Source organism: Streptomyces sp. NPDC006193 (genome assembly GCF_040613915.1).
Lineage (GTDB): Bacteria > Actinomycetota > Actinomycetes > Streptomycetales > Streptomycetaceae > Streptomyces.
The window spans coordinates 135,617-149,419 of the sequence record NZ_JBEXTB010000012.1 but is presented as its reverse complement, the minus strand read 5'-3'; the positions used below and the strand labels follow the sequence as shown (position 1 = coordinate 149,419).

The window sequence follows — 13,803 nt, the reverse complement described above, 5'->3', positions numbered from 1 at the left end:
CATAGGATGATTGACTGTCCGTTCTGACCGACTGTTCACCCCCAGGGAGCGTCGCCGCCCCGGGCCTCGCGTGCGAAGGTGGGCCATGCCCTTGAGCCACCCGCGCCGTTCGGCGCTGTCCGAGCAGGTCATCGCCGAGCTGCGGAACCAGATCACCTCCGGCGAGTGGCCGGTCGGATCGCGCATCCCCACCGAGCCCGAGCTGGTCGAGCAGCTCGGTGTCGCCCGCAACACCGTCCGCGAGGCCGTCCGCGCGCTGGCGCACAACGGCCTGCTGGACATCCGCCAGGGTTCGGGCACGTACGTGGTGGCCACCAGCGAGCTGGCCGGTGTGATGCACCGCCGCTTCGCGGACGCCGACCCCCGGCACATCGCCGAACTGCGCTCCGCCCTGGAGTCCGCGGCGGCGAAGCTGGCCGCCGCGCGGCGCACCGAGAAGGACCTCAAACAGCTGGACGCGCTGCTGGTCCGGCGCGAGGAGGCCTGGGAGTCCGGGGAGGCGGAGGCGTTCGTGACGGCCGACGCCACCTTCCACCTGGCGGTGGTGGCGGCCTCGCACAACGACGTGATGACGGCGATGTACGCCGACCTGGACGAGGTGCTGCGGGACTGGCTGCGCGCGGACGTCGGCGCGGAGCTCGCCCCGGAGGCGCACATGGACCACACGCGCCTGGTCGACGCGATCCGCGCCCAGGACGCACAGGCCGCGGCGGCGGAGGCCGCCGGCTATCCGTTCCTGTGCCGGCCGGGCCGGTTCACCGCCCCTTCTGGTGGCTGACCCAGACGGAACGGACCTCCTTCCAGCAGCGGCCGGTGAGCCGTACGGTCATGGCGGGCCCGGCGTCCACCGGGGCGCTGTCGGTGTCGATGTCCCACCAGCGGGCGCATTCGATGTGCAGGCGCACGCGATCGGTGTCGACGTACGGGTTGTGGCAGTAGGCGACCACGTGGGAGCCGCGGACGGACGTCCGGCACGCGGCGCCGAACCGGCTCGGCGCGGGCGGTTCCGCCTCGCTCACGCGCGCGCGGGGCAGCGCGTCGTACGGGGCGGACAGGACGAGGGCCAGGGCCAGGGTCACCGGGGCAAGGCTGCGGGACAGGCGCACAAGGGGACCTCCAGGGCCGGGCTGCGGAGGGACGTGCGGGGCAGGGCGTAATCCAGGGTGCGCCGCCACGGGGGCGGCGGCCCGGCCGGTGAGCCGAACGGGTGACGCCCCGCCGCCCGCGGACGGCGGGCGACGGGGCGTCGGTGAGGTATTGCGGTGTCGCGGTGTTGCGGCGTTGCGCGGATCAGGCGCCGATGGCGTGCAGACCGCCGTCGACGTGGATGATCTCTCCCGTGGTCTTCGGGAACCAGTCGCTCAGCAGGGCGACCACACCGCGGCCGGCCGGCTCCGGGTCCTTCAGGTCCCACTCCAGCGGCGAGCGGGAGTCCCACACGGAGGCCAGCTCGCTGAAGCCCGGGATGGACTTGGCGGCCATGGAGCCGATGGGACCCGCCGAGATCAGGTTGCAGCGGATGTTCTGCTTGCCGAGGTCGCGCGCCATGTAGCGGTTGGTCGCCTCCAGGGCGGCCTTGGCCGGGCCCATCCAGTCGTACTGCGGCCAGGCGTACTGGGCGTCGAAGGTGAGGCCGACGACCGAACCGCCGTTCTGCATCAGCGGCAGGCAGGCCATGGTCAGCGACTTCAGGGAGAACGCCGAGACGTGCATGGCGGTGGCCACCGACTCGAACGGCGTGTTCAGGAAGTTGCCGCCGAGCGCGTCCTGCGGGGCGAAGCCGATGGAGTGGACGATGCCGTCGAGGCCGCCCAGCTCCTCGCCGACGACGTCGGCCAGGCGCGCGAGGTGCTCCTCGTTGGTCACGTCCAGCTCGATGACCTTGGTCGGCTTCGGCAGCTTCCTGGCGATGCGCTCGGTCAGCGTGGGCCGCGGGAAGGCGGTCAGGATGATCTCGGCGCCCTGCTCCTGGGCCAGCTTGGCGACGTGGAAGGCGATGGAGGACTCCATCAGCACACCCGTGACCAGGATGCGCTTGCCCTCGAGAATTCCGCTCATGGTGATCAGTGACCCATTCCCAGTCCGCCGTCAACGGGAATGACGGCTCCAGTGATGTACGAGGCGTCGTCCGAGGCGAGGAACCGCACCGTCGCGGCGATCTCCTCCGGCTGCGCGTACCGGCCGAGCGGCACCTGCGACACGATGTTCGCGCGCTGCTCGTCGGTGAGCGCCTTGGTCATGTCGGTGTCGACGAAACCGGGCGCGACGACGTTGAAGGTGATGTTGCGCGAGCCCAGCTCCCGGGCGAGGGAACGCGCGAAGCCGACGAGGGCGGCCTTGGAGGCGGCGTAGTTCGCCTGCCCCGCGGAGCCGAGCAGGCCCACCACGGAGGAGATCAGGACGACGCGGCCCTTCTTGGCGCGCAGCATGCCGCGGTTGGCGCGCTTGACGACGCGGAAGGTGCCGGTGAGGTTGGTGTCGATGACCGAGGTGAAGTCCTCCTCGGACATCCGCATCAGGAGCTGGTCCTTGGTGACGCCGGCGTTGGCGATCAGGACCTCGACCGGACCGTGCTGGTCCTCGACCTCCTTGTAGGCCTGCTCCACCTGCTCCGGGTCGGTGATGTCGCACTTGACGGCCAGGAAGCCGGCCGGCGGCTCGCCCGAGCGGTACGTGATCGCGACCTTGTCGCCGGCGTCGGCGAAAGCGCGGGCGATGGCGAGGCCGATGCCCCGGTTGCCTCCGGTGACGAGAACCGAGCGGCTCAACGGATCACCCTTTCGATAGCGGTCTGCACACATCCGCCCGAGACCTGGCTGGCAGGCGGCTTCATCGGAAACCTATCGGTATCGCCCTGCCCGCGGGCAATCGGGCACCGACAGTGGCGCGGGAGTGTCGCTGTCGGGTCCCTACAGAATGCGCCCGTCCGGGACCCTAACCTGTGGTCCGCCGGGTCACCCGCACGACATGATCGGATCGACAGGCCACGACAGCAGGGAGACCTCCGTGCCTCATTCCATCGACGAAGCCTTCACGGCGCTTCCCCTACGGGCCCTCGCCGACGCCGCGCTCGCCCGCGCGCGTGCGCTGGGGGCGGAGCACGCGGACTTCCGGTTCGAGCGGGTGCGCAGCGCGTCCTGGCGGCTGCGGGACGCCAGGCCCGCCGGATCGTCGGACACCACCGACCTCGGGTACGCGGTCCGGGTGGTGCACGCGGGCGCGTGGGGCTTCGCGTCCGGGGTCGATCTGACCATGGACGCCGCCGCCCGGGTCGCCTCACAGGCGGTGGCCATGGCCAAGCTGTCCGCGCAGGTGATCAAGGCCGCCGGGTCGGACGAACACGTGGAGCTGGCCGACGAGCCGGTGCACGCCGACCGGACGTGGATCTCGTCGTACGAGGTCGACCCGTTCTCGGTGCCCGACGAGGAGAAGGTCGCGCTGCTGACCGGGTGGAGCGAGCGGCTGCTGGCCGCGCAGGGCGTCGACCACGTCGACGCCTCGCTGCTGACCGTGCACGAGAACAAGTTCTACGCCGACACGGCCGGGACCGTGACCACCCAGCAGCGGGTGCGGCTGCATCCGCAGCTGACGGCCGTGTCGGTGGACGAGTCGAGCGGGGAGTTCGACTCGATGCGCACGCTCGCGCCGCCGGTGGGGCGCGGCTGGGAGTACCTGACCGGCACCGGCTGGGACTGGGACGCCGAGCTGGAGCAGATCCCGGAGCTGCTCGCCGAGAAGATGCGGGCGCCGAGCGTGCAGCCGGGCCTGTACGACCTGGTCGTGGACCCGTCCAACCTGTGGCTGACCATCCACGAGTCCATCGGCCACGCCACCGAGCTGGACCGCGCCCTCGGCTACGAGGCCGCCTACGCCGGCACCTCCTTCGCCACCTTCGACCGGCTCGGCGAGCTGAGGTACGGCTCGGAGCTGATGAACGTCACCGGCGACCGCACCGCCGAGCACGGCCTCGCGACCATCGGGTACGACGACGAGGGCGTCGAGGCGCAGTCCTGGGACCTGGTGCGCAACGGCACCCTCGTCGGCTACCAGCTGGACCGGCGGACCGCGCGGCTGACCGGCTTCGAGCGCTCCAACGGCTGCGCCTTCGCCGACTCGCCCGCGCACGTGCCGGTGCAGCGCATGGCCAACGTGTCGCTGCGGCCGGATCCGGCGGGGCTGTCCACCGAAGACCTGATCGGGGGCGTCGACCGGGGCATCTACGTCGTCGGCGACCGCTCCTGGTCGATCGACATGCAGCGCTACAACTTCCAGTTCACCGGGCAGCGCTTCTTCAGGATCGAGAACGGGCGGCTCACCGGGCAGCTGAAGGACGTCGCCTACCAGGCCACGACCACCGACTTCTGGGGGTCGATGGCCGCGGTCGGCGGCCCGCAGACGTACGTCCTCGGCGGCGCCTTCAACTGCGGCAAGGCCCAGCCGGGCCAGGTGGCCGCCGTGTCCCACGGATGCCCGTCGGCCCTGTTCAAGGGCGTCAACATTCTGAACACCGCGCAGGAGGCCGGCCGATGAGCACCCGCACCGTCAAGCCGCACGAGGTCGTCGAGCAGGCCTTGGCGCTGTCCCGCGCCGACGGCTGCGTCGTCATCGCCGACGAGCACTCCAGCGCCAACCTGCGCTGGGCGGGCAACGCGCTCACCACCAACGGTGTGACGCGGGGGCGGACGCTCACCGTGATCGCGACCGTGGACGGCGCGCAGGGCACCGCCTCCGGTGTGGTGTCCCGGTCGGCGGTCACCGCCGGGGAGCTGGAGCCGCTGGTGCGGGCCGCCGAGGCCGCCGCGCGCGGCGCCGGTCCCGCCGAGGACGCGCAGCCGCTGGTCGGCGGGGTGCCCGCGGCCCCGGACTTCACGGACGCGCCCGCCGAGACCTCCTCCGCCGTGTTCACCGACTTCGCCCCGGCGCTCGGCGAGGCCTTCGCGCGCGCCCGTGCGGGCGGCCGGGAGCTGTACGGATTCGCCCACCACGAGCTGGTGTCGACGTACCTCGGCACGTCCACCGGGCTGCGCCTGCGGCACGACCAGCCCACCGGCACGCTGGAGCTGAACGCCAAGTCGCCGGACGGCACGCGCTCGGCGTGGGCCGGACGGTCCACCCGGGACTTCCGGGACGTCGACCCCAGGGCGCTGGACGCCGAGCTCGCCGTACGGCTCGGCTGGGCTCAGCGGCGCGTGGACCTGCCCCCCGGCCGCTACGAGACGCTGCTGCCGCCCACCGCCGTGGCGGACCTGATGATCTACCAGATGTGGTCGGCGTCGGGCCGGGACGCGGCCGAGGGGCGGACGGTGTTCTCCCGGCCCGGCGGCGGCACGCGGGTCGGGGACAAGCTGAGCGGACTGCCGCTCACCCTGCGCAGCGACCCGGCCGAGCCGGGGCTGGAGTGCTCGCCCTTCGTGGTCGCCCACTCCTCCGGGGGCGACCAGTCGGTGTTCGACAACGGGCTGCCGGCCCCCGCCACCGAGTGGATCGGCCAGGGCGTGCTCAGGCACCTGCCCACCACCCGGCACAGCGCCGCCCTGACCGGGCTGCCCGTCGCCCCGGCGCCGGGGAACCTGATCCTGGACGGCGGGCGGGACCGCTCCCTGCAGGAGATGATCGCGGACACCGGACGCGGGCTGCTGCTGACCTGCCTGTGGTACATCCGCGAGGTCGACCCGGCGACGCTGCTGCTGACGGGGCTGACCCGGGACGGCGTGTACCTGGTGGAGAACGGCGAGGTGACCGGGCAGGTGAACAACTTCCGGTTCAACGAGTCGCCGGTGGACCTGCTGGGCCGGGCCGCGGAGGCCGGGCGGACCGAGAAGACGCTGCCGCGGGAGTGGAGCGACTGGTTCACCCGGGCCGCGATGCCCGCGCTGCGCATCCCCGATTTCAACATGAGCTCGGTCAGCCAGGGCGTATAACCTCGTAGGCGTTCGTGGTCGGGTGTCATCCGGCCGCCCGAAGATCACCAAGGAGACACGAGAACCGTGACGGACATCGTCGACGAGCTGAAGTGGCGGGGGCTCATCGCCCTCTCCACCGACGAGGACGCACTGCGCAAGGCGTTCGCGGACGGTCCCGTCACGTTCTATTGCGGCTTCGACCCGACCGCCCCCAGCCTGCACCTCGGCAACCTCGTGCAGATCCTGACGATGCGCCGCATCCAGGAGGCGGGGAACCGGCCGCTGGCGCTGGTCGGGGGCGCCACGGGTCTCATCGGCGACCCGAAGCCCACGGCCGAGCGCACGCTGAACGCGCCGGAGGTCGTCGCCGGCTGGGTGGAGCGGCTGCGCGCCCAGATCGAGCCGCTGCTCCACTTCGACGGGCCGAACGCCGCGGTGATGGTCGACAACCTGGACTGGACCCAGGGGCTGTCGGCCATCGAGTTCCTGCGGGACATCGGCAAGCACTTCCGGGTCAACAAGATGATCGCCAAGGAGGCCGTCTCCCGGCGGCTCAACTCCGACGCGGGCATCAGCTACACCGAGTTCAGCTACCAGATCCTGCAGGGCATGGACTTCCTGGAGCTGTACCGGCGGTACGGCTGCACGCTGCAGACCGGCGGCAGCGACCAGTGGGGCAACCTCACGTCGGGCACCGACCTGATCCACCGGGTGGAGCCGGACGCCGTGGTGCACGCGCTGGGCACCCCCCTGATCACCAAGGCGGACGGCACCAAGTTCGGCAAGACCGAGTCCGGCACGGTCTGGCTCGACCCGGAGATGACCACGCCGTACGCGTTCTACCAGTTCTGGGTCAACGCCGACGACCGGGACGTCTCCAAGTTCCTGCGCATCTTCAGTTTCAGGTCCCGTGAGGAGATCGAGGAGCTGGAGCGGCAGACCGAGGAGCGACCGCAGGCCCGGGCCGCGCAGCGCGCGCTCGCCGAGGAGCTCACGACGCTGGTGCACGGCGCCGGCCAGACGGCCGCGGTGATCGCCGCGTCCAAGGCGCTGTTCGGTCAGGGCGAGCTGGCGGAGCTGGACGAGGGGACGCTGGCCGCGGCCCTGTCCGAGGTGCCGCACATCCGGGTCGCCGAGCCGGCCCCGGTGGTCGACCTGTTCGCGGAGGTCGGTCTCGTGGCCAGCAAGTCCGCCGCGCGCCGCACGGTCAAGGAGGGCGGGGCCTACGTGAACAACGTGAAGGTCACCGCGGAGGACGCGGTCCCGGCGGCCGAGGACCTGATCCACGGCCGGTGGCTGGTGCTGCGGCGCGGGAAGAAGAACCTGGCCGCGGTGGAGATCACGGGCGCCTGAGCGCCGCCGGGGCGCGGGGACCGGCGCTCGCGGCCTCGCCGTGGCCGTGGACGCCCGGTCCCCGCGCCCCCGCCGGGCGGCTGCGGGTCAGGCCCGCCGGTACTTCCTCCGGCCCGTCGTCGCCGTGTACAGGGCGTCCACCGCCGCGACGATGATGATCGCGGCCACCAGCTGGAAGGCGTGCCGGCTCCAGTCGATGCCCCGTGTCGCCGCGACGCCGAGCGCGCGGGCGACCACGTTGCCCACGATGGCGCCCAGGATGCCGCAGATGGTCGTCAGCCACAGGGGGCTGTGCTGCTTGCCCGGGATGACCGCCTTGGCGATGAGGCCCAGCACGAATCCCACGATGATCGCCCACACCCAGCCCATGGCTGCCTCCTCGTACGACTCGACGTGAGCATTACCGCCAGTGTGGTGCGGTCCGCAGTACGGCGCACGTCGAGTGCCGCCGTGGGCGGCGGGGGCGGCGGGGGCGCCGCGGGCGTGCGCGCCTCGGGGCGACCCGGTCTCCGCGGCGGCGGGCACGCGGCGTACCGTGGGAGGTGTCCTCGGCGACGTCTTCCCGAAGGTGCGGACGACGGTGCGGGCCGGGACGGCTCTGCGGGCGGACGGTGAGGGTGATGCGGAAACAGCACGGCGGCGCCGGCCCGGTGTTCCGGATCACCGGGGCCCGGACGGGACTGGCCGAGGACGTACGGGCCCGGCAGCGGCGGTACGTGATCTCGATGTCGGTCCGCACCGTGGCGGTGATCCTCGCGGCCTCCCTGTGGAACGTGCAGCGGTACGTCGCCGTCGTGGCGCTCGTGCTCGGCGCGGTCCTCCCCTACATCGCCGTGGTGATCGCCAACGCGGGCCGGGAGAAGCCGCCGTCCCTTCCGTCCACGTTCGTCACCGTGCCGCTGCGCCCGATGATCGCGTCTCCCCCGGCCGGCGACGAGCGGGCGGAATCCGCGCGGGAGCCCGTGCGGGAGGCGGTGCCGGAGGATGTGCCGCCGAATCCGGGGGCCGGAATGCGCGGCGAGCGCGCCGGTCCGGCCTGAGCACGGCGGCCCGCGGGAGAAGCGGAATCGAACCGTGCGGCAAGCTCAGGAAAAGCTCAGATCAATCCTGCGCTTCCGGTGCCGGGCGGTGGGGTGCCCGTGACATACTGCGTACGCGCTCCGCATCCCCCGTCGGAGCGACGGACCGACGCCGGGCAGCTCCCCCCGTGGCTGCTCGGCGTCGCCATGTCTGCGCCGTTTTCGGCGTGAGACGACTTCCGAGACGAACCCCTGAGACGAACCCCGAGACGAACCCCGAGACGAATCCCCGTGAGTGACGAGACCCCGATCTGCTCCGCCAAGGGCTGCCGTGCCGACGCCGTGTGGGTGCTGGCGTGGAACAACCCCAAGATCCACGCACCGGAGCGCCGCAAGACGTGGCTCGCCTGCGACGAGCACCGCGAGCATCTGTCGCAGTTCCTCGGGGTGCGCGGGTTCCTGAAGGACGTCGTGGCGTTCGCGCAGTGGCAGGCGCCCGAGGGGGCCTAGCCGCCGATCGCCGACATGGGCCGGTCCGGCTGGACGAACGTCGGGTCGTCGAGACCTGCTCCCGCCTTCTTGCCCCACATGGCCAGGCGCCAGATGCGGGCGATCTCCTCGTCCGGCGCGCCCGAGCGGAGGGCCGTGCGCAGGTCGGTCTCCTCGGTGGCGAACAGGCAGTTCCGTATCTGGCCGTCGGCGGTCAGCCGGGTGCGGTCGCAGGCCGCGCAGAACGGGCGGGTGACCGAGGCGATCACGCCCACCCGGTGCGGGCCGCCGTCCACCAGCCAGCGCTCGGCCGGCGCCGAGCCGCGCTCGGCCGCGCCCTCGGGGGTGAGGTCGAAGCGGGTGCGCAGGGAGGCGAGGACGTCCCCGGCGGTGACCATGCCCTCGCGCTTCCAGCCGTGCTGGGCGTCCAGCGGCATCTGCTCGATGAAGCGCAGTTCGTAGTCGTGCTCCACGGCCCAGGCGAGCAGGTCCGGGGCCTCGTCGTCGTTCAGACCGGGCATCAGCACCGAGTTGACCTTGACGGGGGTCAGGCCCGCCGCGCGGGCGGCGTCCAGGCCCTCCAGCACGTCCTTGTGGCGGTCGCGGCGGGTGAGGGCCTTGAAGACGTCCGGGCGGAGGGTGTCCAGGGAGACGTTGACCCGGTCGAGTCCCGCTGCCTTCAGGGCGGCAGCCGTGCGCTTGAGGCCGATGCCGTTGGTGGTGAGGGACGTCTGCGGGCGCGGGGCCAGCGCCGCGACGCGCTCGACGATGCCGACCAGGCCGGGTCGCAGCAGGGGCTCGCCCCCGGTGAAGCGGACCTCCTGGATGCCGAGCGTCCGCACGGCGATGCCGATCAGCCGGACGATCTCGTCGTCGGTGAGCAGGTCGGGCTTGGCCAGCCACTGCAGACCCTCCTCGGGCATGCAGTAGGTGCAGCGCAGATTGCACCGGTCGGTCAGCGAGACCCTCAGGTCGGTGGCCACCCGGCCGTAGGTGTCGATGAGCACGTGGGCCCCCTCCCTCTCGTCACTCGTTCTCCGTCGGCTGCACGTCCGCCGTCACTTGCGAGCCTACGTGACGCCGCTGACAACGACAGAGGCCCGATGACGTGAGGGACGCCGCGGCCGCGCCGCCCGGCCGTGCGGTCCGGGGCGGCGCGGCCGTCGGTGCGCCCCCTCAGTGCGCTCCGGTGCCGGTCAGGGACCGCACCTCCAGTTCCGCGTACTTGCCGGCGTCCGGGACCTCCTTCGACAGCAGCGTCCCGACGGCGCCGAGCAGGAAGCCGACCGGGATGGAGATGATGCCGGGGTTCTCCAGCGGGAACCAGTGGAAGTCGGTGTGCGGGAACATCGAGGTGGGCTTGCCGGAGACCACCGGCGAGAACAGCACCAGGCCGACCGCGGTGACCAGGCCGCCGTAGATCGACCACAGGGCGCCCGAGGTGGTGAACCGCTTCCAGAACAGGCTGTAGAGGATGGTCGGCAGGTTGGCGGAGGCGGCGACCGCGAAGGCGAGGGCCACCAGGCCGGCCACGTTCAGGTCGCGGGCCAGGGCGCCGAGCAGGATCGAGACGGCGCCGATGCCGACGGTCGCCCACCGCGCCGCGCGGATCTCCTGTTTCTCGGTGGCCCCGCCCCTCTTGATGACGTTGGCGTAGATGTCGTGCGCGAAGGACGACGACGACGCGAGGGTGAGGCCGGCGACGACCGCGAGGATGGTGGCGAAGGCGACCGCCGAGATGCTGGCGAGCAGGACGGCTCCCCAGGTGGAGTCGGTGCCGCCCAGATGCAGGGCCAGCAGCGGCGCCGCGGTGTTGCCCGACTTGTTGGAGGCGATGATCTCGTCGGGTCGGATCAGTGCGGCGGCGCCGAAGCCGAGGGCGAGGGTCATCAGGTAGAAGGCGCCGATCAGGCCGATCGCCCAGATGACGGAGGTGCGGGCGGCCTTGGCGGTGGGGACCGTGTAGAAGCGGATCAGGATGTGCGGCAGGCCGGCGGTGCCGAGGACCAGGGCGATGCCGAGCGAGAGGAAGTCCAGCTTGGTGGTGCCCGTGGCGCCGTACTTCAGGCCCGGCTCCAGGAAGGCGCTGCCCTTGCCGCTGTTGTCGGCGGCCTTGCCGAGCAGGTCGGACACGTCGAAGTGGAACTTCAGCAGGACCAGGAAGGTCAGCAGCAGGGCGCCGGCGATGAGCAGCACCGCCTTGACCATCTGCACCCAGGTGGTGCCCTTCATGCCGCCGATGGTGACGTACACGATCATCAGGAGGCCGACCAGGGCGACGATGCCGATCTTGCCGCTGTCGCTGGTGATGCCGAGCAGGAGCGAGACGAGGACGCCGGCGCCGGCCATCTGGGCGAGCAGGTAGAAGATCGACACGACGATGGTGGAGGCGCCGGCGGCCGTGCGGACGGGGCGCTGGCGCATCCGGTAGGCCAGCACGTCGCCCATCGTGTAGCGGCCGGAGTTGCGCAGCGGCTCGGCGACCAGGAGCAGGGCGACGAGCCAGGCGACGAGGAAGCCGATGGAGTACAGGAAGCCGTCGTAGCCGAACAGGGCGATGGCGCCGGCGATGCCCAGGAAGGACGCGGCGGACATGTAGTCGCCGGACACGGCGAGCCCGTTCTGGAAGCCGGTGAACTGCCGTCCGCCGGCGTAGAAGTCGGCGGCGTCCTTGGTCTGCCGGCCCGCCCAGACGGTGATGACGAGGGTCGCGGCGACGAACACCGCGAACAGGGTGACGATCAGCGTGCGGTGCTCGCTCGCCTCGCCGGCGGCCAGCAGGACGTGCGGTGCGGCAGTCATCGTCCGCCCTCCATCCGGGACTTGATGGCCTCGGCCCGGGGGTCGAGCCGGGCGGCGGCGTGCCGCGCGTACCACCAGGCGATCAGGAACGTGGTGAGGAACTGGGCGAGGCCCAGGACGAGGGCCACGTTGACGTTGCCGGCCACCTCGGTGCCCATGAAGCCGCCCGCGTAGTTGGACAGCAGGACGTACAGCAGGTACCAGACGATGAAGGCGATGGTCAGCGGGAAGGTGAAGGAGCGGTGGGAGCGGCGCAGTTCGCCGAACTCCGCGCTCTGCTGCACCTCGGTGAACTCCTCGGTGGAGGGAAGTAGGGCCTCTGGGTTCGCGGGGGGCGATGTATCGGCGGCCACGGAGTCTCCTCGTGCGACGGATGTGCGCGTTGCTGATCTCACAGGGCAGGGATCACGTTACCGCGAGTCAGATTCCGGCTGCCGTACGTGATTTCCCCGGGAGGTCCGTTCCTGCCGGGCCCCCTGTCCACGGTCACGGCGCCGTGCGCGGAGCGGTTCACGCCGGTCGGGTTCTTTCCCGGCGAGTGCGCCGTGCCCTTCCGGAGATCGGGCGCGGCAGATAGCTTCGGCCTGCACCACTCGTCATGTACCTGCCCGAGCACCACCCGGTGTCCCGGGCGGTCCCGTGTCCCGATGATGTGGAGAACCCATGGCACACCTGCGCTCCAGACGCCGGCTCGCGCTCGCCGTTCCGGCCGTGCTGTCGCTGACCGCCTCGCTCGGCCTCCTCCCGGCGGCGGCCTCGGCGGCGCCCGGCGCCGGCACGGTGGCGCGGGCGGCGGACGGCCCGGACCTGGCCTACGTGGTCAACACCCGCGGCGGCCACCGCACGAACGCGGCCGTGCGGCGCGAGATCGCCCGCAACGGCGGCACCGTCGTGGCCGGTTACGACCGGATCGGCGTCCTCGTCGTCCACTCCGCGAACCCGGACTTCGGCGCGCGGATGCGCGCGGTCCGCGGGGTCGTCTCGGCGGGCGCCACCCGCACGGCGCCGCTCAGCGCGGCGGGGACGACCTACGAGGGCGCGGTGCAGGTGCTGTCCCGCGCCGAGCAGGCGCGGCTCGCCCGGTCCGCGGCGGCGGGCGAGGAGCCGCTGGAGGCGGACCAGTGGGACCTGCGGGCGATCGGCGCCGACCGGGCGGCGAAGATCGATCCGGGCAGCCGGAGCGTGACCGTCGGGGTGATCGACACGGGGGTCGACGACACCCACCCGGACATCGCCCCGAACTTCTCGGCGGCGCAGTCGGCGAGCTGCGTGAGCGGCCGGGCGGACACCGCCTACGGGGCCTGGCGGCCGGCGGACGCCGACCACTACCACGGCACCCATGTGGCCGGTGAGATAGCCGCGGCCCGCAACGGCACGGGCGTGGCCGGTGTGGCACCGGGGGTGAAGGTCGCGAGCATCACCGTGGCGCAGCCGGACGAGAAGTCGCTGTTCTACCCGGAGAGCGTGGTCTGCGCGTTCGTGTTCGCCGCGGACCACGGCATCGAGATCACCAACAACAGCTACTACGTCGATCCCTGGCTGTACAACTGCCTGGACGACCCCGATCAGCGGGCCATCGTGGAGGCGGTCGACAGGGCCCAGGCGTACGCCCAGCGCAAGGGCACCCTCAACGTCGCCTCCGCGGGCAACTCCAACGACGACCTCGACGCGGACGCGCTGGTGGACGACTCCAGCCCCGACGACTCGACGGCGCGCACCCGCACGGTCGACCCGCACGCGTGCTTCGACGTGCCGACCCAGCTGCCCGGCGTGGTGACCGTGAGCGCCACCGGCGTGAAGGGCGTCAAGGCGTACTACTCCAGCTACGGCCGGGGCGTCGTCGATGTGGCCGGGCCGGGCGGCGACAAGTACCAGATCCCGGACACGCCGTCGAAGAACGGCCGCATCCTGTCGACCCTGCCGAACGACCAGTACGGCTTCCTGCAGGGCACGTCGATGGCCTCCCCGCACGTGGCCGCGGTGGCCGCGCTGCTCAAGTCGGCCCACCCGCACGCCACTCCGGCGCAGCTGCGGGCCCTGCTGAAGGCGCAGGCGGACAACCCGGGCTGCCCGGCCGGGCCCTACGACGGCGACGGCGACGGCGTCGTGGACGCCACCTGCGCCGGCGGCGAGCACGTCAACGGCTTCTACGGCGCCGGCGTCGTCGACGCCCTGCGAGCCGTCCGGTAGCCGAAGGCCACGGCACCTCACCTGCGCCCGCCCGCACCGCACCGCGC

14 protein-coding genes are annotated in these 13,803 nt (G+C 72.0%); 7 read left to right on the top strand and 7 right to left on the bottom strand.

Annotation, left to right across the window (positions count from 1 at the left end; genetic code table 11):
• Positions 1 to 85: 85 nt before the first annotated feature.
• Positions 86 to 778, top strand: coding sequence for an FCD domain-containing protein (locus tag ABZ261_RS14650; RefSeq protein ID WP_356858984.1), 693 nt, complete (start codon positions 86 to 88; stop codon positions 776 to 778).
• Here the strand turns inward: ABZ261_RS14650 and ABZ261_RS14645 are convergent.
• The 3 genes from ABZ261_RS14645 to fabG all read right to left on the bottom strand — a co-directional run bounded on the left by ABZ261_RS14645 (position 756) and on the right by fabG (position 2,768).
• Complete coding sequence (locus ABZ261_RS14645; protein ID WP_356858982.1) at positions 756 to 1,106, bottom strand: hypothetical protein; 351 nt, start codon at positions 1,104 to 1,106, stop codon at positions 756 to 758. The genes ABZ261_RS14650 and ABZ261_RS14645 overlap by 23 nt on opposite strands.
• Before the next feature lie 184 nt (positions 1,107 to 1,290).
• Entirely contained in the window at positions 1,291 to 2,058 is a 768-nt protein-coding gene (gene fabI / locus ABZ261_RS14640) for an enoyl-ACP reductase FabI (RefSeq protein ID WP_356858980.1), read from the bottom strand.
• Between the two features lie 5 nt (positions 2,059 to 2,063).
• Positions 2,064 to 2,768, bottom strand: a complete 705-nt coding sequence (gene fabG, locus ABZ261_RS14635) for a 3-oxoacyl-[acyl-carrier-protein] reductase (protein WP_356858978.1) — start codon at positions 2,766 to 2,768, stop codon at positions 2,064 to 2,066.
• Positions 2,769 to 3,006: 238 nt separating this feature from the next.
• On the opposite strand from fabG, the gene ABZ261_RS14630 reads away from it, so the two are divergent.
• From ABZ261_RS14630 to tyrS, 3 genes are all read left to right on the top strand, one after another.
• Positions 3,007 to 4,530 (top strand): TldD/PmbA family protein, encoded by a 1,524-nt coding sequence (locus ABZ261_RS14630; RefSeq protein ID WP_356858976.1) that lies wholly within the window; start codon positions 3,007 to 3,009, stop codon positions 4,528 to 4,530.
• A complete protein-coding gene (locus ABZ261_RS14625; RefSeq protein WP_356858974.1) occupies positions 4,527 to 5,921 on the top strand; it encodes a metallopeptidase TldD-related protein in 1,395 nt (464 codons plus the stop codon). The genes ABZ261_RS14630 and ABZ261_RS14625 overlap by 4 nt, the downstream gene beginning before the upstream one ends.
• A gap of 66 nt (positions 5,922 to 5,987) precedes the next feature.
• Positions 5,988 to 7,256 carry a tyrosine--tRNA ligase gene (tyrS, locus tag ABZ261_RS14620; RefSeq protein WP_356858972.1) on the top strand — a complete coding sequence of 423 codons (1,269 nt, stop codon included), beginning with the start codon at positions 5,988 to 5,990 and terminating at the stop codon, positions 7,254 to 7,256.
• Between the two features lie 87 nt (positions 7,257 to 7,343).
• On the opposite strand, the gene ABZ261_RS14615 is transcribed toward tyrS, so the two are convergent.
• Entirely contained in the window at positions 7,344 to 7,625 is a 282-nt protein-coding gene (locus ABZ261_RS14615) for a GlsB/YeaQ/YmgE family stress response membrane protein (RefSeq protein ID WP_356858970.1), read from the bottom strand.
• Between the two features lie 251 nt (positions 7,626 to 7,876).
• Here ABZ261_RS14615 and ABZ261_RS14610 point away from each other — a divergent pair, with 251 nt between their 5' ends.
• Together ABZ261_RS14610 and ABZ261_RS14605 are read left to right on the top strand one after the other, a co-directional pair.
• Entirely contained in the window at positions 7,877 to 8,296 is a 420-nt protein-coding gene (locus ABZ261_RS14610) for a DUF3099 domain-containing protein (RefSeq protein ID WP_356858968.1), read from the top strand.
• A gap of 270 nt (positions 8,297 to 8,566) precedes the next feature.
• On the top strand, positions 8,567 to 8,785 hold the full coding sequence (locus ABZ261_RS14605; protein ID WP_356858966.1) for a hypothetical protein: 219 nt from the start codon (positions 8,567 to 8,569) through the stop codon (positions 8,783 to 8,785).
• Here the strand turns inward: ABZ261_RS14605 and moaA are convergent.
• From moaA to ABZ261_RS14590, 3 genes are all read right to left on the bottom strand, one after another.
• A complete protein-coding gene (gene moaA / locus ABZ261_RS14600; protein WP_356858964.1) occupies positions 8,782 to 9,771 on the bottom strand; it encodes a GTP 3',8-cyclase MoaA in 990 nt (329 codons plus the stop codon). The two genes, ABZ261_RS14605 and moaA, sit on opposite strands and share 4 nt — an antisense overlap.
• A gap of 169 nt (positions 9,772 to 9,940) precedes the next feature.
• On the bottom strand, positions 9,941 to 11,566 hold the full coding sequence (locus tag ABZ261_RS14595) for a cation acetate symporter (protein ID WP_356858962.1): 1,626 nt from the start codon (positions 11,564 to 11,566) through the stop codon (positions 9,941 to 9,943).
• Positions 11,563 to 11,919 carry a DUF485 domain-containing protein gene (locus tag ABZ261_RS14590; RefSeq protein ID WP_356858961.1) on the bottom strand — a complete coding sequence of 119 codons (357 nt, stop codon included), beginning with the start codon at positions 11,917 to 11,919 and terminating at the stop codon, positions 11,563 to 11,565. The genes ABZ261_RS14595 and ABZ261_RS14590 overlap by 4 nt, the downstream gene beginning before the upstream one ends.
• Positions 11,920 to 12,229: 310 nt before the next feature.
• Here ABZ261_RS14590 and ABZ261_RS14585 point away from each other — a divergent pair, with 310 nt between their 5' ends.
• Entirely contained in the window at positions 12,230 to 13,756 is a 1,527-nt protein-coding gene (locus ABZ261_RS14585) for a S8 family serine peptidase (protein ID WP_356858959.1), read from the top strand.
• The last annotated feature ends 47 nt before the right edge of the window (positions 13,757 to 13,803 follow it).

Bases quoted from the DNA above. Each gene is read 5' to 3' on its own strand.
- ABZ261_RS14650 (WP_356858984.1), top strand. From the start codon at position 86: ATGCCCTTGAGCCACCCGCGCCGTTCGGCGCTGTCCGAGCAGGTCATC.
- fabI (WP_356858980.1), bottom strand. From the start codon at position 2,058: ATGAGCGGAATTCTCGAGGGCAAGCGCATCCTGGTCACGGGTGTGCTG.
- ABZ261_RS14625 (WP_356858974.1), top strand. From the start codon at position 4,527: ATGAGCACCCGCACCGTCAAGCCGCACGAGGTCGTCGAGCAGGCCTTG.
- ABZ261_RS14615 (WP_356858970.1), bottom strand. From the start codon at position 7,625: ATGGGCTGGGTGTGGGCGATCATCGTGGGATTCGTGCTGGGCCTCATC.
- ABZ261_RS14610 (WP_356858968.1), top strand. From the start codon at position 7,877: ATGCGGAAACAGCACGGCGGCGCCGGCCCGGTGTTCCGGATCACCGGG.
- ABZ261_RS14595 (WP_356858962.1), bottom strand. From the start codon at position 11,566: ATGACTGCCGCACCGCACGTCCTGCTGGCCGCCGGCGAGGCGAGCGAG.
- ABZ261_RS14585 (WP_356858959.1), top strand. From the start codon at position 12,230: ATGGCACACCTGCGCTCCAGACGCCGGCTCGCGCTCGCCGTTCCGGCC.